This window comes from Paraburkholderia sp. BR10141 (genome assembly GCF_056155635.1).
Map to the genome: position 1 here is coordinate 49,830 of NZ_JBMIQH010000039.1, position 21,608 is coordinate 71,437.

Annotated in this window: 8 protein-coding genes; 2 read left to right on the top strand and 6 right to left on the bottom strand. The window is 62.3% G+C overall.

Annotated elements, in window-relative coordinates; translation table 11 throughout:
• Positions 1-109: 109 nt before the first annotated feature.
• From ACOJB8_RS34695 to ACOJB8_RS34710, 4 genes are all read right to left on the bottom strand, one after another.
• The gene (locus tag ACOJB8_RS34695; protein WP_475016680.1) at positions 110-1,237 is read right to left on the bottom strand and encodes an SGNH/GDSL hydrolase family protein; all 1,128 of its coding nucleotides are present in this window, start codon (positions 1,235-1,237) and stop codon (positions 110-112) included.
• Between the two features lie 49 nt (positions 1,238-1,286).
• Positions 1,287-3,590 carry a condensation domain-containing protein gene (locus ACOJB8_RS34700; protein WP_475016682.1) on the bottom strand — a complete coding sequence of 768 codons (2,304 nt, stop codon included), beginning with the start codon at positions 3,588-3,590 and terminating at the stop codon, positions 1,287-1,289.
• Positions 3,591-3,593: 3 nt separating this feature from the next.
• On the bottom strand, positions 3,594-13,511 hold the full coding sequence (locus ACOJB8_RS34705; RefSeq protein ID WP_475016684.1) for an amino acid adenylation domain-containing protein: 9,918 nt from the start codon (positions 13,509-13,511) through the stop codon (positions 3,594-3,596).
• 429 nt (positions 13,512-13,940) lie between these two features.
• Positions 13,941-14,651 carry a 4'-phosphopantetheinyl transferase family protein gene (locus tag ACOJB8_RS34710; protein WP_475016697.1) on the bottom strand — a complete coding sequence of 237 codons (711 nt, stop codon included), beginning with the start codon at positions 14,649-14,651 and terminating at the stop codon, positions 13,941-13,943.
• Between the two features lie 599 nt (positions 14,652-15,250).
• Between ACOJB8_RS34710 and ACOJB8_RS34715 the strand changes: the two genes are divergently transcribed.
• Both ACOJB8_RS34715 and ACOJB8_RS34720 read left to right on the top strand, forming a co-directional pair.
• Positions 15,251-16,189 carry a glycosyltransferase family 2 protein gene (locus tag ACOJB8_RS34715; protein WP_475016686.1) on the top strand — a complete coding sequence of 313 codons (939 nt, stop codon included), beginning with the start codon at positions 15,251-15,253 and terminating at the stop codon, positions 16,187-16,189.
• Between the two features lie 282 nt (positions 16,190-16,471).
• Complete coding sequence (locus tag ACOJB8_RS34720) at positions 16,472-18,343, top strand: HAD-IIIC family phosphatase (protein ID WP_475016688.1); 1,872 nt, start codon at positions 16,472-16,474, stop codon at positions 18,341-18,343.
• 408 nt (positions 18,344-18,751) lie between these two features.
• On the opposite strand, the gene ACOJB8_RS34725 is transcribed toward ACOJB8_RS34720, so the two are convergent.
• Together ACOJB8_RS34725 and ACOJB8_RS34730 are read right to left on the bottom strand one after the other, a co-directional pair.
• Positions 18,752-19,933: a hypothetical protein gene (locus ACOJB8_RS34725; protein ID WP_475016690.1), complete on the bottom strand. Its 1,182-nt coding sequence runs from the start codon at positions 19,931-19,933 to the stop codon at positions 18,752-18,754.
• 483 nt (positions 19,934-20,416) lie between these two features.
• Complete coding sequence (locus ACOJB8_RS34730) at positions 20,417-20,842, bottom strand: GtrA family protein (protein WP_475016692.1); 426 nt, start codon at positions 20,840-20,842, stop codon at positions 20,417-20,419.
• Positions 20,843-21,608 lie beyond the last annotated feature (766 nt).

Below are 21,608 nucleotides of genomic sequence, written 5' to 3' on the forward strand. Positions count from 1 at the left end.
CCTTTGCAGGTTAGAGGATATTGCTTGCAGGCTACTATCGCGCCCGTGGGCCAGATGTGCGTTGACGAACATCCAGGCCGATTTAGGGCGTTTACCCGCGATGAGCGGTCTAGTTGACAGCTTCCTGCCTGGTCGCCGAAGGTGTGTCGGCGGCTCTGAAGCTTGGCCGGAGAAAATCGACGACCTCGGCGTCCGTGATCGGTTTGATATGCAGCCCGAAAGCGGCGTTCAGTGAAGTGACAAGGTACTGTGCCCAAAGGGTATTCCAGACGACGCCGGCATGAGTGTCTGAAAGGTAGGTGTTGTGCGGATCGTCGCCAGTGGTATTGGTGATTGCCCAGCCAGGCCCCAGATGCACGGTCTTGTAATTCGGGCGCCCATGATCATCGCGATTGCCCCACAGGCTTCTGAACCACAAGCCAGCGTCGAGAACATGGACATGGCGGTTCGCCGAGGCGAGCGCGCGCAAGCCATTGTTGAAACGATCAATGCCGGCATCGATATTGGCGATCTCCCTGGCGGACTGCCAGCTGTTGAACTCGCCAGGCCAATCGGCGTCGCTGCCCCCGGTCACAAGCACGACGTAGGTATCCGGATGATATTTTTGGATTAGCGCGACGGCTTCGCCAATGGACTTGATGCAGGCATTGATTGCGCTCGCGGGGCGCACTGCATCGGGATCGCGGGACAGCTCGTCAAAAAGCTCGTGGCTGCTGAGATCGTTGTCGCCAATCTGGATCAGTACGACGCCGCCTCGCCACGCTTGGGGTTCCATGTCCATCAAATCGACGAGTCGGATCGCCTGGCGCTGCGATTGCCCCATCAACTGGCTGCAGGTCGCGCCGCTAACCGCAAAGTTATAACGGTAGTCCTCTTTGGGAGGCGTGCGGGCGAGCGCACCCAAAGCTTCGCTGGCAATGGCCCGATACTTGCCGGTTCCCCAAACGCCCCATTTGCCCTGGTCGATCTGGTCTCCCCGCAACTGGGCGAGCACCTCGGTCCACTGCCACGTGGTCGCGCGCCACTGGCCTCCTCGCGCGTGCGGATCGCTCAACATGACCGTGTCGTGGTAGGACTGGCTATTGGAGTCACCGAGCACGGCTAATCGCACCCTTCCAGATGGCGATTCCGACGCGCTGGCGACGGCGACCGGCACACGGCGAAACAGGCCGGGAACGGCTAACCTGACAAAAAGGCCGGTGACGGACAGTACGCCGAACAGCGCGATCAGCAACACCCTACGCGAACGAGACATAGGCCATTTACCCTATCGTGGCGCACCGAGATCATGACCCTTCGAGGGCGTTTTCCTTTTCGTCGTGAGAGGTTTCGGCAAAGCGGTCGAGCAGTTGCTTGCCCATCACCGCCGCGCCGGCCGCGCGGAACATCTGGTTGTGCATGCCAGGAACCTCGGTGACGACCAGTTTGCCGCTGATCACTTCACCCCAGCCCATGTCGTGCGCAAACAGGCGGCCCTTGAGCACCTGGCCGCTGCGGAAGATCTGGACATTGCCGTCGTAGGGCTTCGGACGGTATCGCACCTGCTGCTCGCGCAGATAGCCGATATTGCGGCCATACCAGAGATTGTCGTCGATCATGTTGTTCGCGCTGTCGTTCTTCAGGAAGCCGAACTTCACCGCAAGCTGCGTCAGACGAAGCCAGCGAACGGTCCGAAACTGCTGGAGGAACGCAATCATGGACATCTCGCCACGCTTCGCCAGGCGGTAGTCGCGCGGAATGTCGTCCATACGCACCTGGACTTTGCGCAAAAGGCGATCGTACCAGGGCATCGATTCCCGATACCCCGGACACCAGGAGTCGGTGAGGACGACGAGTTCCACCGTTTCGCCTTCGCGGCGCAACTGGTGAGCCGCCTCCAGCGCCATCGCGCCCAGCACACAATAGCCCATGAGAATATAAGGGCCGCTTGGCTGGATCAGTCTGATGAGTCGCACGGCGTCCGCGGCGAGATCCTCGAAAGCGCGCAACGGGAAGTTGGGCTGAGGCGTCTTCGGCACCATGGGAACGTCGACGATGGGCCGCACGTCGCCGACCTGTTTGGCCAGTTCATACAGGACCGCGATGTTGTTGAGCACGATGACGGGCGTTTGCGAACCCTCCTCGTTGAAGCGCACGACGTTGTGCGCTTTCGCCTCCAGCTCCGCACGGCTCATAAAACCGCTCACGCCCACGCCCCCCGCGACTTGCGCCGTGTCGTTTCCGGCGGCGGGCGTGGGCGCTCGCTGCGGCATGACTTCGGCGGTTTCCAGCACCTCGCGCCATTGGGCCAGATGCCGGTCGATCGTCTCGATGTCGTAGAGGTCGGTGTCGCCCTCACAGGAGATGCGCCAGCCCTCCGGGCGCCGCACCATGAAGAAGTTGAGGTCGTAGAGCGCGCCCGCGTTGAAGGAGGGCGAAGTCGTCGCGGCGAAATCCTGGCGTCGGACCTCGTCGCCCATGCCGACGAAGCTTTGCTGCAAAGCGAAGTTGACCGAGCATAGCGGCGGCCGGTTCATATCCGACACTTCGCCGGCCATCTCCATCATCTCTTCGAACGGCACGTGCAGATGTTCGATAGCGTCGCTGAGTTTCGCGCCACACTGTGCGGTGATATCGGCAAGCGTGCTGCCCTGGGTCACATCGAGGCGCAGGATCACCGTGTTGATGAGCGGCCCGATTACACCTTCGAGTTCCTGCTGATCGCGCACCGACATCTGCGTGCCCATGGCGACTTTGGGCTGCCCAGTCGTCTTTTGCAGCGACATCGCGAGGCCCGCGGCCGCCACGCTGAAGAGCGTCACGCCTTGCGCCTTGGCTGCCGTGATCAGACGCTCGCTCAAGTCGCCCGGCAACAGAATCGAGCGAATGACGCCCTGGAAGCGCCGCTGCGGCGGCCGGGGGCGGTCGCCCTTTACGTCGAAGCGGCTGAACCCTTTAAGCTCCTGGCGCCAATGGACGCGAGCGCGATCGATCGCCGCACTGGCCAGGAACTCACCCTTCCATAGCGCGTAATCGCCATGGTGCAGCTCGACGTCTGCGTACTCGGGATCATGGCCCGCGTGCAACGCCGCGAGTCCTTCCACGAGTTCGCGCGCGAGGATCGCGAAGGACCAGCCGTCCATCACCAGCGAATGGAAGGTCAGCTGCAACTCGCCTTGCGTGCTCGACCTCGGCAACCACACGGCGCGGAAGAAGGACGCCGACGACACGTCGAAAGGCGTGCGTGCCTGCTCTTGACCCACACGCTGCGCCTCGGCCAGCGCGGCTTGTTCGTCCAGACCGCCGAGATCCACCACCGCGAGCCGGAAGGGGGCGCGGCTCCAGACCTGCTGGCGCAGCCCCGCGCCCGTCATCAGGAAGCCGGTGCGCAAGATCTCGTGCCGCGCGACCAGTTCGCTGAGCACCTGCTCGATGCTCGCGGCAGTGAGCGGCCCCGACAATTGCAGCCGGAAGGCGATGTTGAGCGCGGAGGCCTTAGGCGACGCCTTCTGCTCGTGCCAGTAGCGTACCTGGCAGGCGGTCGCCGGGAACAGGGCGTGGCCCGCCTCGACCTCCTGCACAGGTGCGATATTCAAGGCTATCGAGTTCATCGCTCAGGCTCCCTCGGCAATCCTGCGCTTGAAGTTGAGGATCGACGGCCGCGCCGCCGCGGGCGCCTCGACCGGCTCGTCCGTCTGCGTGCCGTCAAGGCTCGCGGCCAGCTGCTCGATCGTGACGTTCTTCATGAGCTGACGCGCATCCACGCCGAGCCCGCGCTCGTTCATTCGTGCAACGATGCGGAACAGCTGCAGGCTGTCTGCACCGAGGCTGAAGAACTTCTGGTCGATGCCTACCTGCTGCAGGCCGAGCACCTCGCCCCAGATCGCGGCGATGGTGGCCTGCGTCGGCGTCATGGCCGCGGGTTCGGCTGCGGCGACCACGATTTGCGCGGCCTCGCGCGCCGCCGGTTCGATCGGCACCGGCGCTTGCGGCACGACCTTGAGCGCGGCATGCGGCTGGCGCACCGGCGCGGCCACCATGTCCGCCGTCGGCACGGGCAGGGCCTTGCGGTCGAGCTTGCCGTTGCTGGTCTGAGGCAGCGCGTCGAGCGTCATCCACAGTGTCGGCACCATGTAGGACGGCAGTTGACCGGCGACATGCGCTGCGACTGCGCTCTGATCCGGTTTGTCGGAGCCAGCGCCAACCAGGTAGCCCACGAGGCGCGCGCTGTCGGCCACGGTATGCAGGGCGACGGCGGCTGCGGCAACACCGGGAGCCTTGCGCAGGGTGGCCTCGATATCCTCGATCTCGATGCGGAAGCCGCGCAGCTTGATCTGCTGGTCGCGACGGCCCAGGTGCTGGAGCGAGCCGTCGGCGAGCCGCTTCGCAAGATCGCCGGTGCGGTAGAGCCGGCGCGGTGCGGCGCCTTCGATGGCAACCGACTTGAAGGCGGCATCGGTCAGGTCGGGGCGGTTGAAATATCCCTTCGCCAGGCCTTCACCGCCAATCCACAGTTCGCCGCTCACGCCTTCGGGCGCCAGATGCAGGTCGTCGGTCAGCACGTGCAGGTCGGTATTGGCGAGCGGCGCGCCGATCACCACCGGTGCGTTCGCAACGACACGCGAGGCGGAGGACCAGATCGTCGTCTCGGTCGGGCCGTAGAGGTTCCACACCTCCGCGCCGGTCGCGAGCAGGTCGTCGGCGAGATCGCGCGGCAACGGCTCACCGCCGCACAGGATCTTGAAGCCCTTCGGCGCCTTGAAGCCGGCCTCGAGCAGCATGCGCCACAGCGAAGGCGTCGCCTGGAGCACGGTGGCGGCTTCTTCCTTCAGGCGGCTCACCAGTTCGAAACCGGTGCGCACTTCCGCGTGGCCGGCGATGAAGGTCCGCCCGCCGGCGATGAGCGGCAGGAACAGCTCGAGACCCGAGATATCGAAGGAGAACGTCGTCACCGCGACGATGGTGTCCCTGACCGTAAAGCCCGGCGCGTGCGCCATCGAGAGCAGGAAGTTGCTCAGCGCGCGATGGCCGATCTCCACGCCCTTGGGCTGACCCGTCGAGCCCGACGTGAAGATCACGTAGGCCGAATCCGCGTCCGTTACGGCGGGCAGCGCCACAGTCTCGTCATCGTCCTGCGCGAGGAGCGCCTCCACGTCCAGCACGCGATGCGCGCCCGGTTCCAGCACCGTGAGGCTTTGCTCATCGCTGAGGATCGCGGCGATGCCAGCGCCATCGAGAATCTGGCGCAGGCGTGCAGGCGGCATCGTCATGTCGAGCGGCACGTAGGCGCAGCCCGCGCGCCACACGCCGATCATGGCGGCCACGACCATGGCGCTGCGTTCCATCGCGAGGGCGACGCGTGAGCCCGACGCGATACCCGCCGCCATGAGCCGGCGCGCGATCTGGCTGGCGCGCGCATCGAGTTCGCCGTAGGTCAGGCTCGTCGAGTCGTCCGACACGGCCGTCGTATCGGGAGCCTGCCAGGCCTGCGCGGCGATCAGCGCGGGCGTCGTCTGCGAGAGATCGTAGTCGCGCTGGGAAGCGTTCAGCTCGTCACGCAGATGGTGGATTTCCGCATCGCTCAAGAGCGGCAGGGCTGCGACAGGCGTTTCGGCGTCGCGGGCGATCGCCGTCAGCAAGGTTTCGTAGTAGCCGAGCCAGCGCTGGATCGTCGTTTCGTCATAGACGTCGGTGTTGAAGTCGCAATCGAGCCGCAAACCTTGTGCCGATTCGATCACGTTCAGGAACAGATCGAAGTTGCTGTAGGCCTTCGCGTTCGGCGCGAAGTGCGTGGTGACGCCTGCCATGTCGAGTTCGCCGTCGACCTTTTCCAGGTTGAACTGTAGATCGGTCAGCGGCAGCCGGTTGAGATCGCGCTTGATGCCGAGGTCGCGCACGAGTGCGCCGTAGGTGTAGTTCTGGCGGTCGCCTGCGTCGTACAGGTGATCGCGCACCGCCTTCATGTGCGTGGCGAAAGGCTTCTCGCGGTCGAACTTCACGCGCAGCGGCAGGAAGTTCACGCAGTGCCCGACCAGCAGCGCTTCGCCCGCTTGCGACTGGCCAGCCATCGGCGCGGCGATCACCACGTCGTCATTGCCGGACAGACGGCCGAACAGCACCTGGGCCGCGCCGAACAGCGTGGCGAACAGCGAGCAGCCCTGCTTCGAGGAAGCGGTCTTCACCTGCTTGAGAAGATCGGCTCCCAGATGGCGGGTCGTCGACGCGCCGTTGAAGCTCTTGCGTTCCGGACGCGGGCGGTCGCCGGGCAAATCGGGTTGCGGCGCCGGGACGCGATGGACGTTCATCCAGAACTCGCGCGTTTCCTTGTCGACACCGATTTCGTCCTGCGCCTTGGCGAAGGCGAGGAAGCTCTGCACCTCGTCGAGTTCCGGCTGCGTACCCCAGACTTCTGCGGCGTAGAGCGCAGCCAGATCGCGCAGGATGATGTTGATCGACCAGCCGTCGCAGACGATGTGATGCGCCGTGAACACGAACGCCCACTTCTGTGCTTCGAGGCGAACCAGTGCGGCGCGCGCGAGCGGGCCTCGGGTCAGGTCGAAGACCTCGCGGGCTTCCGCGTCGATGATGGCCTTGAGCTCGCCCGCCGGATCGGCGTGGCTGGAAAGGTCGATCGGGACCAGCGGCACGGTCGTCGTCTGTTCCGCGAACATCCTGTCGCCCACGCGCGAGAAGTGCACGCGCAGCGCATCGTGGCGGGCAACCGTCGCGGCGAAGGCGCGTTCGAAGGCGGCCTCGTTCAGCTTGCCATTGAGTTCGAGCGTGAACGACTCATTGAACGCGAGCGAGGCTTCATGGCCTTGCTGGGCCGACATCCAGATTTCCTTCTGCGGCTCGGTGAGCGCGGACTGCGTGAGTGCCGGTTCGACCTGCGTCAGCGCCGCGGTGTCCTGCGCGCCGCCGAGAATGCCGACGCGCTGGAGCGCATCGATGCTCGCGATGAAGGCGTCGCCGATCTTGCGGATGTCCTCGTCCGAATGGCTCGTCGTCAGGAAGCAGGGGAAGCCCTCCATGATATGCACGCCGAGGTAGCGCATATACGGATAGAAGAGACTGCCCAGCCGATCCTCGCCCGAGAGATTCACATAGAACCAGCTCGAGAAGGATTCGGCCCGCGTAGCGATGCCGACCTTCTCCAGATGCGCGTTGACGCGCTGCACGAGGCCGGCCATGCGTTCGCCGAGGCCTTCCTGCAGCGCCGGGCCCGCTTCCTTGAGGTGCAGGAGGACGGCTTTCATTGCGGCCAGCACGACGGGGTGGCGCACGAACGTGCCGGCGAAGAACGTCGGCGGAACTTCGGGCACCGAAGCATCGCCAAATTGCCACTGACCGCCGTCGAGCGCGTCCATGTACTGCGTGGTGCCGGCGAGCACGCCGATGGGCAGGCCGCCGCCAACCACCTTGCCGTAGGTCGCCATGTCGCCCTGGATGCCCCACAGGCCTTGCATGCCGGCCGGATGGACGCGAAAGCCCGTCACGACCTCGTCGAAGATGAGGGCCGACTCATTGGCGGCCGTCACGTCGCGCAGCTGCTGCACGAACTCCTTCGGACGCAGATTGGGATGGCGCGACTGCACCGGCTCGATCAGGACGGCTGCGATATCGTCGATGTTTGCCTTGATCCACTCGAGGCTTTCGGGCCGCGCGTAGGGCAGCACGACCATGTTGCCCACGGAGGTCTGCGGAATTCCCGGGGCGAGCGGGAATGCGCGCGGCACGCCCGCTTCGCTGCCAGGCTTCACGAGCACTTCGTCGAACTGGCCGTGATAGTCGCCGTCGAAGCAGACGACCTTGTCCTTGCCGGTCACCGTGCGCGCGAGACGCATCGCCGCCATCACGGCTTCCGAGCCGGTATTGCAGAACGTGACGCGCTGATGGCCCGTCATGTCCGAGAACATCTGGGCGACTTCGCCCGCGAGCGGCGACTGCGGTCCGATAGCGAAGCCTTCCGCCAATTGCGCGTTGACCGCCTCGACCACGAAATCGGGCGTGTGGCCGAACGCGGTCTGGCCGTAGCCGTTGACCACGTCGATGTATTCGTTGCCGTCCACGTCCCAGATCTTCGAGCCCTTCGAGCGCTGGGCGACGATCGGATAGACGAGCTCCTTCCATTCCTCGCGGAAGCCGCTGGCGGTACGCGGATCGGCAAGCACCGACCGATAGGACTGCGTACGGGACTTCGAGGTGGCGGTTTTCGCCGAGTAGCGCGTGGCCAGATCGGTGATGAACGCCTGCTGCGCGTCGGTCATCTGGGCCGAGTGCGAGGCGCCGGGCTTGTACGCGGTGAAGCGCGACGGGCGGTTCTCCTCGAACTTGATCTCCGGGCCGGCGGCGTGCGCGGGCGCGGTGGCAGGTGCGGGCGCTGCAGCGGCAACGACCGGCGCGGCGGCGACGGCTGCGGGCACCACGATTTGGGCCGCTGCGGGCTGCGGCACGGCCAGCGGCGCACCTTGCAGCACCTCGAGTTGACGCGCCATCACCGACTGCATCGCGGCGAGCTGGTCGCGGATCACCGACTGGAGGTCGCCCGTGGCTGGCTGAACAGCCACAGGTGCACTCCCTTGCACCGCCGCAACGGCGACCGGAGCAGCCGAGACTTGAACTGCGGCCGGCGCAGCAACAGGCGCAGCAGCCGGCGCAGCCTCAGCCGGCACTTCCGGATCGGGCGGCATGGCGCCATCGAGGAACTGCGCGAGCGCGGGCAGCGTCGGATAGTCGCTCATGATCTGCCGGAAGCTGATCGTGACGTCGTAGCGGCGACGCAGCTGCCGGGACACTTGCCCCATGAACAGCGAGTCGTAACCGAGATCCCAGAACGTCACGTCCGGATTGGACGTATCCGGTGCTTCGCCGGACATTTCGGTGAGCAGCGACGCCAGTTCGGCAATGAGACGCGGTTTGCGGTCGATTTGGACGGTTTGGGCCATGGCGGTCTCAGGAATATCGATTAGGGCTTCGGACGGGGCTTGTGCGGCAATCGCTGGGGCAACGGTCGTCGGCTGGCGTGAAGAGGCGGTTGCCGGGGCGTCAATCCAGTGCCGTTCCGGCTCGAAGGGATAGGTCGGTAGCGAAACGCGGCGGCCGGATTCAGCGCGGAGCGTTTGCCAGTTCGGCTTGACGCCGTTCAGCCACAGGCGCCCGGTTGCCTCGGCGAGGACGGCAAGCTCGCGCTCGCGCGTCGCGAAATCGGGCAGTGAGGCAATCGCACCTTGATGCCGGTCCTTGGGCAGGCCCTGCAGGACAAAGGTCGAAAGCGTGCGGCCGGGGCCGATTTCGAGCAGAAGCGGCTTGCCCTCTGCCGTGACCGTGGCCAGCGCGTCGCTAAAGCGCACGACATTGCGGCAATGGCTGGCCCAGTACTGTCCCGAGACGGGCTGATCCATCGCCGCCCACTGCCCGGTCACGGAGGACACGTACGGAATCTTCGGCCTCGCGAAAGAAAGACCGTCCGCGACCTTGGCAAGATCGTCGACGACGCCCGACATCATGCGCGAGTGGAACGCGTGCGAAGTGTGCAGACGTCGATGCTCGATGTCGCGCGCCTTGAGCGTGGCCTCGAATGCCTCGATGGCCGCGAAGGGGCCTGCCACGACGCTGAGCGTCGGCGCATTGATCGCGGCGAGATCGACATCCGCGGGCAGCATCGCGCTGAGTTCGGCCTCCGACAGGCGCACGACCAGCATCGCGCCCGGTTCGGCCGACTGCATGAGCGCGCCGCGTTGCGCAATGAGGCACAGCGCATCCTCGAAGGCGATCGCCTCCGCTACGCACGCCGCGACCAGTTCGCCGACGCTGTGGCCGATCATGGCCGTCGGCTTGATGCCGCGCGAGATCCACAACTGCGCGAGCGCATATTCGACGAGGAAGAGCGCAGGCTGTGCGTAGATCGTCGAGCGGATAGGGTGCGGGGTGTCGTCGCCTTCCGGGGCTTCGCTCAACAGCAGCGTGCGGATGTCCAGGCCGAGCTGCGGGGCGAGTGCCTCGGCGCCCCTGTCGATCCACTCGCGATAGACCGGCTCGGTGCGATAGAGCGCGGCGCCCATGCCCGGATACTGCGCGCCCTGGCCGGGGAACATGAAGACGACTGCAGGCGTGGCCTGCGGGGCCTGTGCTTCGATCGCGCCTTTCTGCAGCCTGGCCTGGGCCTGCTCCACGCTCTCGGCGACCACAACGGCGCGGTGCGCGAAATCGCGGCGTCCCGTTTGCAGCGTCGCGGCCACGTCGGCCAGTGCGATCTCCGGATGGTTTGCGAGGTGCGTGGCGAGATTCGCCTTCGCGCGTTCGAGTGCGGCGGCGCTGCGGGCCGATACCGGCAGAATCTGGAGTTGTTCGCTTTGCTCGGCCGGGGCGGTACGGCAAGGTGCCTCTTCGAGCACCACATGCACGTTCGTCCCGCCGACGCCGAGGGAACTCACGCCGGCCCGGCGTGGCGTGGCGCCCTCAGCCCAGGGACGCTCGGCCGTATTGAAGAAAAACGGACTGCTGGCCAGGTCGATGCCGGGGTTGGGCGAACGGAAGTGCGTGAGCGGCGGCAAGGTGCGGTTGCGCAGCGCGAGCGACGCGGCGATGAAACCCGTCACACCGGCGGCCGCGTCGAGGTGCCCCACGTTAGCCTTCGCCGAGCCGAGCGCGCAGAACTGGCCGCCCTCGGCTCCGCCCAGACGGAACGCCTGCACGAGGCCCGCGAATTCAATCGGATCGCCAAGCGGCGTAGCCGTGCCATGGGCCTCGATATAGCCAATCGAGGCCGGATCGATGCCGGCCTCGGCATGCGCGATCGCAATGGCGCGGGCCTGGGCATCGACGCTCGGCGCGGTGAAGCCGACCTTGTCGGAGCCGTCGTTGTTGATGCCCACGCCGCGGATCACCGCATAGATCGGATCTTCGTCGGCGATGGCGTCTTCGAGACGTTTGAGCAGGACGACGCCCGCGCCGCTGCCGAACACCGTGCCCTTCGCGTCGGCATCGAACGGACGGCACACGCCGTCGGGCGCGCCCATGCCGCCTTCTTCGTAGAAGTAGCCGCGCTTTTGCGGGAAGGTGATCGAGACGCCACCGGCCAGCGCCATGTCGCAGCGTCCCGCACGAAGGTTCTCGACGGCCAGGCTGATGGCGGTGAGCGAGGTGGAGCATGCCGTCTGCACGGAGATGGCCGGCCCCGTGAGTCCAAGCTTATAAGCGGTGCGGGTCGCGACGAAATCACCGGCCCCGACGAGCTTTTGATACTCGCCGATCTGGAACTGGCTCGTAAATTCGTCGATGACCGCGCGATCGGTGAGGATGTGCTTGAGGAAGTACGTGTTCATCGACGTGCCGGCGAACACCCCGACGGCGCCGGTGATCGTCGCCGGGTCGTATCCGGCATCTTCGAACGCTTCCCAGGCGATCTGGAGGAAGAGGCGCTGCTGCGGGTCGGTGAGCGCGGACTCGCGCGCGAGCATGCCAAAAAAGCCGGCGTCGAAGTGATCGACATCCGCCAGTATCGGCCGAGCCTTGACATAGCTCGCGTCGCGGCGCGACTTGTCGTCGAAACTGTCTTCCAGTTCCGCCAGCTCGAAATGCGTGATGCAGTCGCGCCCCGCGAGGATGTTCGCCCAAAATTCGGAGACATTGCGCGCACCCGGAAATCGTCCGGACATGCCGACGACTGCAATCGCTCCGCTTTGCGCGCCTCGGCGTGGACGGATCGCCTCTTTGCTTGCTGCCGGGAGCGTCGTGCGCAGTTGTGCAGCCAGCGCCTCGACATTGGGGTGGCGGAACAGATCCACCAGCGCGACCTTGGTTGCGACGTCGCGCGCGATGATGGCGTGCGCGCGCATCAGATCGAGCGAGCGCAAGCCGAGGTCGAAGAAGTTCGCGCGGCGGTCGACGGATTTGCCGAGGAGCCCTTCGAATACAGACGCGAGCTTGTCGGCAATGTCGTCGTCAATGGGCAAGGACGCCGCTGATGCTTCGGATTGCGTATCGATTGTGGCAAGCAACGCTTTGCGGTTGATCTTGCCATTGGGCGTCAGCGGAAAGTCGGGCAGTACACGCAGCTCCGACGGCATCATGTAGTCGGGCAGGGCCGACTTGAGATAAGTGCGGATTTCCTTCAGGAGGAGTGCGACGTCCGCCGCGTCGGCCTTCACGAATCCCGCGATGGCCTTGCCCATGCGGCCATCGAATGCCGCCACGGCCGCGTCGGCCACGCCGGGCGCCACGCGCAACGCATGTTCGATTTCGTCGAGTTCGATGCGTTTGCCTGCAATTTTGATCTGCCGATCGTTGCGGCCCAGAAATTCGATTGCGCCGTCCGCGCGGCGGCGCACGAGGTCGCCCGTGCGATAGAGCTTGGCACCGGGAGCGAAAACGTCGTCGACGAACTTCTCTGCCGTCAGTTCGGGGCGGTTGAGATAGCCAAGCGCGACGCCGTCGCCGCCCGTGACCAGTTCGCCGACCTCTCCATCGGCAACAGGCATGAGCTTGTCGTCCACGATGTAGGCGCTCGTACCCACGATGGCGTAGCCAATGGGAATGGCATCGCCATGCGCGAGCGCCTCGCCGTCACGCGGAATGCGGTAGCAGCAGGTGAAGGTCGTGTTCTCGGTCGGACCGTAGCCATTGATGATCTGCAGACCCGGATGAGCCTCCATGACCTTTCGAACATGGACGGGGGACAGCACGTCCCCGCCCGTCAGCGCCTCCTTGAGCGGAAGAAAGGCTTCCAGCCGATAGTCGGCGAGCGCATTGAAGAGGCCAGCCGTGAACCAGGCGCTGGTAACGCCAAGTCGCGCTATCTCGGACGCGATCGTGTCGAGAGAGGGCTGGACCTCGTTGATGATGGCGGCACAGCCGCCGTTCAGGAGCGGTCCCCAGATCTCCAGCGTGCTCGCATCGAAGGCGAGCGGCGCGAGGTTGAGGAAGCGCGTGTGGGGCGAAAGCTCGGTGAACGTCTGGCCCTGCACGAGGCGCAGGATCGCGCGCTGCGGCACGATCACGCCCTTGGGTTTGCCGGTCGAGCCGGAGGTGTACATCACGTAGGCAGCGTCGTCACGAGCGCTAGCGTAGAGCGGTGCAGGCTCGGCCGCCTCCGCAGCCGCCACGACATGCTCGAGATCGACCGAGACGCCGTTCAGCTCGCCAACGCTGGCAAGCGCGGCCGCTTCAGCGATGATGAGCTTGGGCGAGCAGTCGGAAACGATGAAATCGAGCTGCGCCTTCGGATAGGCGCGGTCCAGCGGCACGTAGACGGCGCCCAGCCGCAGGATCGCCAACATCAAGGCCAGCGTGTCGCGGCTGCGCGCAACCATGATCGCGCAGCGCTCGCCCGGCTCCAGTCCCATTTCGTGCAGGACGGTGGCGAGCCGCGCCGAACGTTCGCCGAGGGCGGCGTAGTCTTCCTCGCCCGTCGCGTCAATCACAGCAAGATGATTGCCGAACTCGGCACATACGGCGTCGAAGCGCGCTGCCACGCCAGGTACGTGATCGGTCCCGCCCGGCAAAACGCCTGAAAGTCCATCTCTGTGTGACATTTGCTACTCCCCCACGATTTTGACGAAGGCCGCTGCTGAGCAAGGTTTGGCGATGCGCTCGCCGCACTTGCGCAGAACGGCAGCCGGTCACAGGAAGCACAAGCGCCAGGCGGCTTTGCGCACCGGCTCGCGTCCCAAATTTGAAATTTGCTGTAGGAGGAAGTTAATCTTCCGTGGGATGCCTATCCGTTCGCCGTCGCACACACGATGTGCTGCAGCAACACATCACGCCGGGACTGCGCGGGCGCATCGGCGCGCAGGCCGCGCCCTGCATTCCGCCATGCGAGCGGGTTCGGCGTATTCGCGGCGTGGGTCCAGGGCGCGTTGTCTCGAGGCGAAGACTGGCGATTCCTGTGTTGCGTTGTGCGCGGCAACAAGCGGCTGTGCGGCCGGAATGGACGATGCCGGCGTTCCCGAGGCCTTGGGAAGTCAGTTCATGTCGATGATCGACCAGCCACGGTGGCGCGCCGCCACTGCGCCCGCGCAGGTCGGACTGGGTGACAGGGCGCGAACGCGCCAATGCGAGGCTTCCTGAGCCGCGCCGCCGACGAAGCGCGGTGTCGTGTCGCCATGAACGGCAAGATCGAACTCGAAATGCTCCGGCGGCAGGATGAAGCCGGTCCCGAGCGCTTTCAGGCAGGCTTCCTTGCGCGCCCAGGTTTCAAAGAAAACCGTTTGCCGTTCCGATGCCGGGAGCGCGTCGAATTGTTCGCGCTCCCTGGCGGAGAAGACCTGGAGCGGCATGCTTTCCTCGATCGCACGAACCCGTTCAACGTCGATGCCCACCTCGAAGCCGTTCGAAATGACGAGCGCCGCCGTATTCTCGCTGTGGCTCAGGTTGAAGCAGATCCGCCATCCAGCTGGTTGGCTCGTGCAAAACGGTTTGCCTTCCGGACCATACTCAAGTGCAACCGCCCGCGGGGATCGCGCGAGATAGCGGCCAAGAACTTGTCTGACTTCTCCCCGGCCAATTACGTAGCGGCGGCGATGCAACTCGAAGCGAAAGTTGCCGGCGCGCTCGTGTTCCTGCGCGGATAGCATCGCCCAGTACCGATCAAAATCGCTCCCACAGGCATCGAGGTCCCATTGCCAGACATGGACTTCTTGCATGGTGGGCGGCGTGAGGGGCGACGAGGACATTGAGGGCCTGGTTCGACTTGCGGTTGGGAGTGTCGGCGCGCAGGGGCTTCGCGCCCATCCGGTTGCGTGCGCAACGAGCGGCTGACACACAAGAGAATGTACAGATACATCTCTCGCGGATTTGTTGGGCAACCCACGGAACGGGACTTCCGACACGGCCTACGATTCATGAAAGCGTGATGAAATAACGCTGCACTGCGTGCGCGCATGTGTACGGGGTTCGACTAGCCGACGCGGCAATTGCCGAAACAAGGCGACGACACAAAACCTGTGAGGCTCTCCGAAAGTAGCTGGGCTGCAGAGACCTTTGTGACTCGATGCGGCGCCGGACGAATCGTCTATTGCTTCGGCTTCCAGAACGCCTCCCGGTTACGTTCGTTACTGGTCCGAAGCCCGTTTGGGGAAGGTTGCCAATCGACTCTATATGGAATTAGAAAGTATGAAGAATTTAAATGTAAGACATATTTCTGGATTCCCAACGGTAGCCCTGTTCCGGTAAGGAACGGTAAGAATATGTGTGATTGACGTGCTATCAGATCGAGACCGATAGTTTTACTCTTTGCACGAGGAAGTTGTCGAAATTCAGATCGAGGTGTGGGATGCAGTGTGATTTTGACAATGTCTACAACGTGAGTGTGATCATTCCACACTACAACAGCCTTGATTTGCTTTGGGTGGCAATAGACTCGATTTCCAGTCAAACCGTTGTTCCGCGGGAAATCATTGTCGTCGATGATGCATCGGGGCTGCAGTTCGAGTTGCCGGGTCGTTGCGGAGACAACATTGCCTTGCGCCTGATTCGCGAAAGCGAGAATCATGGTGCGGCGTGGTGTCGAAACCGGGGCATTGAAGAGGCCACCGGTGATCTGATCGCCTTCCTCGACGCTGACGACCGATGGCTCCCGAACAAGCTCGAGCGCTGCATCGCCGCGTTCGGCCCCAGGCCTGTGGGGAACGAAGCGAAGGTGCTCTTCAGCAACGTCGTGCTAACGGACGCAGGGCGGCGCATCGTGGGCAACCGCTCTCCCTACGATGGGCAGTCGATGCTCGACTTCATCCTGCTGGAGGGGGGCTATATTCAGACCTCGTCGATCATGATGTGGCGTCATCAGTACCCTCTGATCAGTTTCGATGGCTCGTTGCGCCGTCATCAGGACTGGGATTTCGCCATTCGAGCTGAAATGGCTGGCTGCGTCTTTGTTTATTTGCACGATGCACTGGTGGAGTATTCCCTGAGCGAAAGTCCCGCCAGAATATCGAAGGCGGTCAGTTGCGAACCTAGTCTCGAGTTTTTCGAAAAATATAGCAAGCTGATGTCAAAAGGGCATGTCTCGTCATTTATATTTAATGTCCTGATTTACAAGAAAATGAGTATTGCCTTGAGGCTTGCCATTGTTGAGCGAGTTTTGTTGAGGGAGATCGAGATGCCCAGCAAGGATTGGGCGTCGCTATTCGCGAGGCTGGTCATCGGATGGGGCGGAGTGAATCTAATCAAACAGTTGAGACGGATAATCCACGCTGAGGATTATTCGACGTGAGATGCATCGGCCTTAAAAAATAAAAGTCATAGCCAGCGACCCGGTAAGCTTGCCCCCTCCAGTTGGATCGCCTCGAAGTTCGACGCTCTTGTCAAGGGCTGGTTCTTCCCCTTTATATTCTCCGCGCGGCCCAGTTATGTCGAGGACGTTTACAAACGTCGCGCGCGCTGCATCCGGCTGGGGTTATGTATGTCGGCGCACAGAGGGTGCACCTGCGCTCTGCTCTAATCTCAAGGCCGCAAGCGGCAGCGTGTGGAGAACGTTTCGACTTCGAGGCCCCAAATGCGTCAATTTGTCCGCGATTTGTTTTACTCATCCGTCGCCGATAAACAGGTCAATTTACCGTTGCCGCCGACGTCGCTCGCGATCCATTCGCGCAAGCTCAATATTTTGCTGCTCGGCACGTGTTCTGTGGAGATGCTCGTTAAGCGAAGCGCAAACTCGGGGCACAACATCCGCCACATACTGATGGGCTCGAGACGCCACGCCCCGATCCCGGAGGCCGCGCCAACCGATGACGTCGTCGTGGTGAATCTCACGCTCCGTCACATTCTGGGCGAAGTGACGCAAACGCCTGAACCTGTCGTGGACATGGTCTTCTCGCGCCTGCGTTCCGACGACGAAGCGCACGCTTTTCTGGAAAGAACAGGGGAGTATCTCGCCCAGAAAGTGGCACAAGTCGCCGCGCAGATCACGACGGCTCCTATTGTCTTCATGTCGTTTTTCGAGCCGAGCTTCAACTACGACGGCGATCTCATCGATCCATTCGGTATGACATCGCCTGGATATCTGGCGCGGGAGATCAACCGACTTTTGTCGGACGCCGTGCGCAAGACGAATAATTGCTACTTTCTCGACGCCAATGAAATATTGAATTTTATTGGCCGCCGACACCTGCAGGATGATGTCCTGTTGAGCAGCTCGCATGCGTCGTTCATCAACGATTGGGACTTCAAGCTGGACGCAAATCGCCTGATTGCGCCCAAGGCAATCGGGAATATCATGACCTACGAGGTCGCGTCCCGCGAATTTACCCTCGCATTCCTTGCGCGGATTGAAACGATAGTCAAGGTCATCGAGCAGCAAGCCCCGGTGAAGCTGATTATCGTCGATCTCGACGACACCATGTGGCGCGGCGTGGCGGCGGAAGGCGAGAGCGTGAGCCTGGAACAGCGCATCGAAGGCTGGCCTATTGGCCTCGCTGAAGCCTTGCTGTTCTTCAAGAAGCGTGGCGGATTGCTGGCGATCTGCAGCAAGAATGAAGAAGCGCCCACCATTGAACGGTTCAACGCCATCTGGCGCGGCGCCATCACCATGGACGACTTCGCGTGCGTGCGTATCAACTGGAAGCCCAAGTCGCAGAACATCCTTGAAATCCTCAAGGAGGTGAATCTGCTTCCAGGCAACTGTGTCTTTATCGACGACAACGACCGTGAGTTGTCGGAGGTGAAGGCGGCGATCCCGGCCATTCGTTGCCTCGGCGGAAATCACTACGACTGGCGGCGAATCATTTTGCGATCGGCCGAAACGCAGGTTCCCATTTTCACCGAAGAGTCAGCGCGCCGCACCGAACTCGTGCGCGCTATTTCGCAGCGCGAAGCCAGTGCCGACGCGAACAAGGGTGTTTCGCGGGAAGAGTGGCTAGCTTCGTTACAGCTTCGCCAGTCATTCTTCTTGATCAAGACGCCGCAATCCAGACACTTCGATCGCGCGTTCGAGCTTATCAACAAGACGAATCAATTCAATACGACGGGGAAAAGATGGGAGCGGTCAGAGTTCGAGGCGTTCATAACGCAGGGCGGGTACTGCGTGGTCTCTTCGCTGCGAGACAAATTGATCGACAACGGCATCATCTCTGTTTGCCTGATCAATGGCGAGAAGATTGTCCAGGTCGTCCTGTCGTGCCGCGTGTTTGGGCTCGGCGCTGAGTTGGTCGTCGGGGCGATAGCTACGCGGTTGGCGCTGAAGTCGGGCTCGGAAGTCCGCGCCGAACTGGTCGATACCGGAAGAAATGCGACCTGCCACGGCTATTTCAAACGGCTCGGTTTCTCCGAAACGGCCGCGGGCTTGTACTCGCGCGCCGCGAACGAAGTGCCGGCCTACATCGAGATCGAGAATCTGGGCGCGGCCGAGTTTCCTCCTGTGCGGATTTAGTGCAGCGCTCGATTGAGGCGTTTGCAAAGCAACACAAGCGCCCCGCTCGCCACCGACGGCGCCCGATGAAGGCAACCGGGTGGGAAGGTCCAGTGTGCTGACTAGGCGTTCGAGCAGCGCTGGTTCTACAGATCAGTCTTGATTGGAGGTATTCCGTCGTTTTCGGTAACGATGACGACCTATGCGCGGATACCGTTAGCGCTGCTTTCCCTGAGCTTTGCCGTGATCACAGGCGGCGCCACCTTATTCGCCCTCTGGAGCACTGGTTCACGATCCTGTTGGCCACTCCGATCCTGATTGTTGTCAGGTATACGACCTTCCGCTTGATCAAGAAGCCCGCCATGCAAAACACCGAAAGTGTTAGCAAGTGGGTGCGAGGCAATGTTTGCGAAACGCGGCGCTTATGCATTACTTCTCATGCCCAACGCTGGCCGGCGCTTTTATCCGCGAGTTGCGCAGGGGCCAATGGCAGGCCACTGCCGCAACCAGCAAGACATAGGTCGCGAGGAAGTAGTAGGTTAAAGAATGCACTCGAATATCAAACAATCCTTCGAGGCATAGAGGCAGGATAGTCAGGAAAGGGAAAATCTTCAAAAATAGGCCCACCCACCCATCGCCTCGTGACGAGAGGATCATGGACAAATAGAGGCAAACCGCCAAAACGGTGAAATCATACGACATCAACCTCGGGTTGAGCAGAATGAGGATGGCGAGGAAATAAAACAACTCGCTGGCGGAGCTGATCTGCACAGCGCGTTGCCCATGCCTGTATCGAAGAGCTGCCGATATCAGTACAACGAGAAGCATCAGGAGAAGATGGAGAGCAAAGCCGACCTTCCCCATGCCGAACCTGGAAAACACGCCGAAAATTGTCAGCCCTGCATCCCCATGCTGGATGATCTGATTGTAGATGGCGCCCTGGAATCCAGCCCACAGCTGAGGATAGAGAGCAGGTTGCGCAATGTAGATGCCGGCAACCGATAGCAGCACTGCGACGAATGCGAGCAAACTGCGGCGGGGCAGAAAAAGATAGAGCAAGGCATAGGCAAGGAAGTAGGGCTTTATGGCAGAAAATAATATGATCGCGATTGCATGTGGCGCCAACGTGTAGGCCGACCGCCTCGTGTATAGAAAGTACGATAGCGAAACGAGAAGCAGGTGTGCGAAGACGCTGATGTTCCCCGTCTGGATCGAAGCAAAGCCCGATCCGCCAATCAGGAAGCCGAGAACCAGGCAAGGCGCCAGGCGATGGTAGGGAATTTGAGACTTGAGACTCAGGCTAACGCAGACGATGCCTGCGACAGAGGCTAGAACCAGGAAAGCAAATGCGCTCGGGAAGTCGACAACGGAAAACACTTTGAGGAAAGCTGGCGGGTAAACAAATGGAAAATCACCCGATGCGCACGCATAGGGATCCGGTCCCTGCGAATAGCAACTCAAGCCTTTCTCATAGACATGGTAGTCCCAGAAAAACGAGCCGCTTGTTCCGCTGAATGCGAGAACCAAAATGAAACAAGTGGCGGCAGATAAGCTCCATAGAAGCCATGCCTTGTCGTCGTTAGCGCTCGCCATATCTAGCTTCAAGTCCACCCCCATCTCGGTTAATGACCGTCAAACACTATGGCGGCATAACGGCCGGACATGAGTCCCATCTTCGAATTCCCGAACGGTCGTTGCGCAGCTCACGCAGTTTCTGACGGTGAATACGATCGCGTAATCGTGCACGCGTTAGACAAACGTGAGGAACCCGTTATGACTTCGCCCATAGAGCGAAAGCGCGAGCACTGTCCTTGGGCTCGTCGGACGGCCGCACACTCGCATTGCGGGATTCAGTGGTCGACCATAGAGCATGGTCGTGAGTGGGTCTGTACGCCAGCGTACGTCACCCGACCATGTAAATGCGAAACGCCGCTCGACTTGCGGGTGTCTTGCACGGTACCGGCGCGGAAACGAATGGATCGCTCACGAGCGCGCCGATAAGGACGTGCCACCGGGTGCACATGCGCGATCCGCGATCCTTGGCTCAATCGAAGCTATGGACTGCCTGCAGGCTCTGTACTGCTGCAATCGAACTCAAGCAAACGTAAAGCGTTTATCCAGCTGGTATTTTGTGAAATAGCCGATCACCAGACCGACTGCGCCACCGGCGAGCCGTCCGGCTTCGCCATGAAAGAGTGCGTTCGCGATGAATTCGACGGACCAGAAAAGGAGCGTGGTGCCGAGCCCCATGACAACGTACAGCGAGAATGTGCGCACGCCGTGTGCAACACTCTGGTGCTCGTAGCGGAATATCCAGGCCTTATCGAGCAGATATTTGACGACAAGCCCAACACCGGTGCCTACGCACACTGAAAGCGGAACCGCAAACGGGCCCCGGTATAAGTGAAAGGCGAGGCTTTGACTGCCCAGATTGGCGCCGATAGAAATGGCGGCGAACGTCGCGTACCAGAACACGAGCCGCGAGCGGCTCAGTGACATGCTAGCAGCGGTGCTGCTCATAGCGTACTCCTCTTGAACGCCGCACAGGGCAGCGCGCGCATGACAAGCGTGTACTCGGCACGTGAACCGTTCGCCTTACCACGCACGACGCCGGTTATCCAGTCCATCGCGATAAAGCGATCGTAATGGCCCCAGAAAGCAGGCATCGGGATACTGATGATGTGTGCTCGCCGGATAAAGGAATAACGGTCAACGCATGTTAGGCCAACTGCCCCGGAACCACCGTTCGCCGGAGCACAAAACATTGCCTTCTTGCATGCGCGCTCATCCTTGTCGGCCGCGTCTCGAATACAAGCAGCGTCAGATTCGATCGGGATGCGTACCTTAGGGGAAGCGATGCGTGGCGACGTAGACCGCGACGCGAGCGAAATACGCGGCGATTTCGTGTTCAGCGCGCAGTATTTCTATCGCATCCGTGAGCGGAACTGCGTGCCGTGGCGGAACAAGCCTGCCATTTGTCGGGACGCAGGGGATCGCGATTGTGCGTGCCGCGAAAGCAGCACCGCGGGGCCGCTGCCAAGCGCTCTAACCGCGTCGAGCAGTTCGATGTGCGCGGTCCGCGGCCCGGTGGAAGATGTCCATTCCGTGTCAAATTACTTGCAAAGCAGAAGCAGGCGCTCCTGGTCCGAACACGGCCGTGCATTGACTTGTTCTGTGGCGACGGCGCGCGGCGCCGCGGCCGCCTGCATCGCGGCACGATGCGCGAAACAGGCCTTCAGGCGTCGCTCAACGGGCGGATAGTATTGCCAGCCTTTGCCGAGGCCCG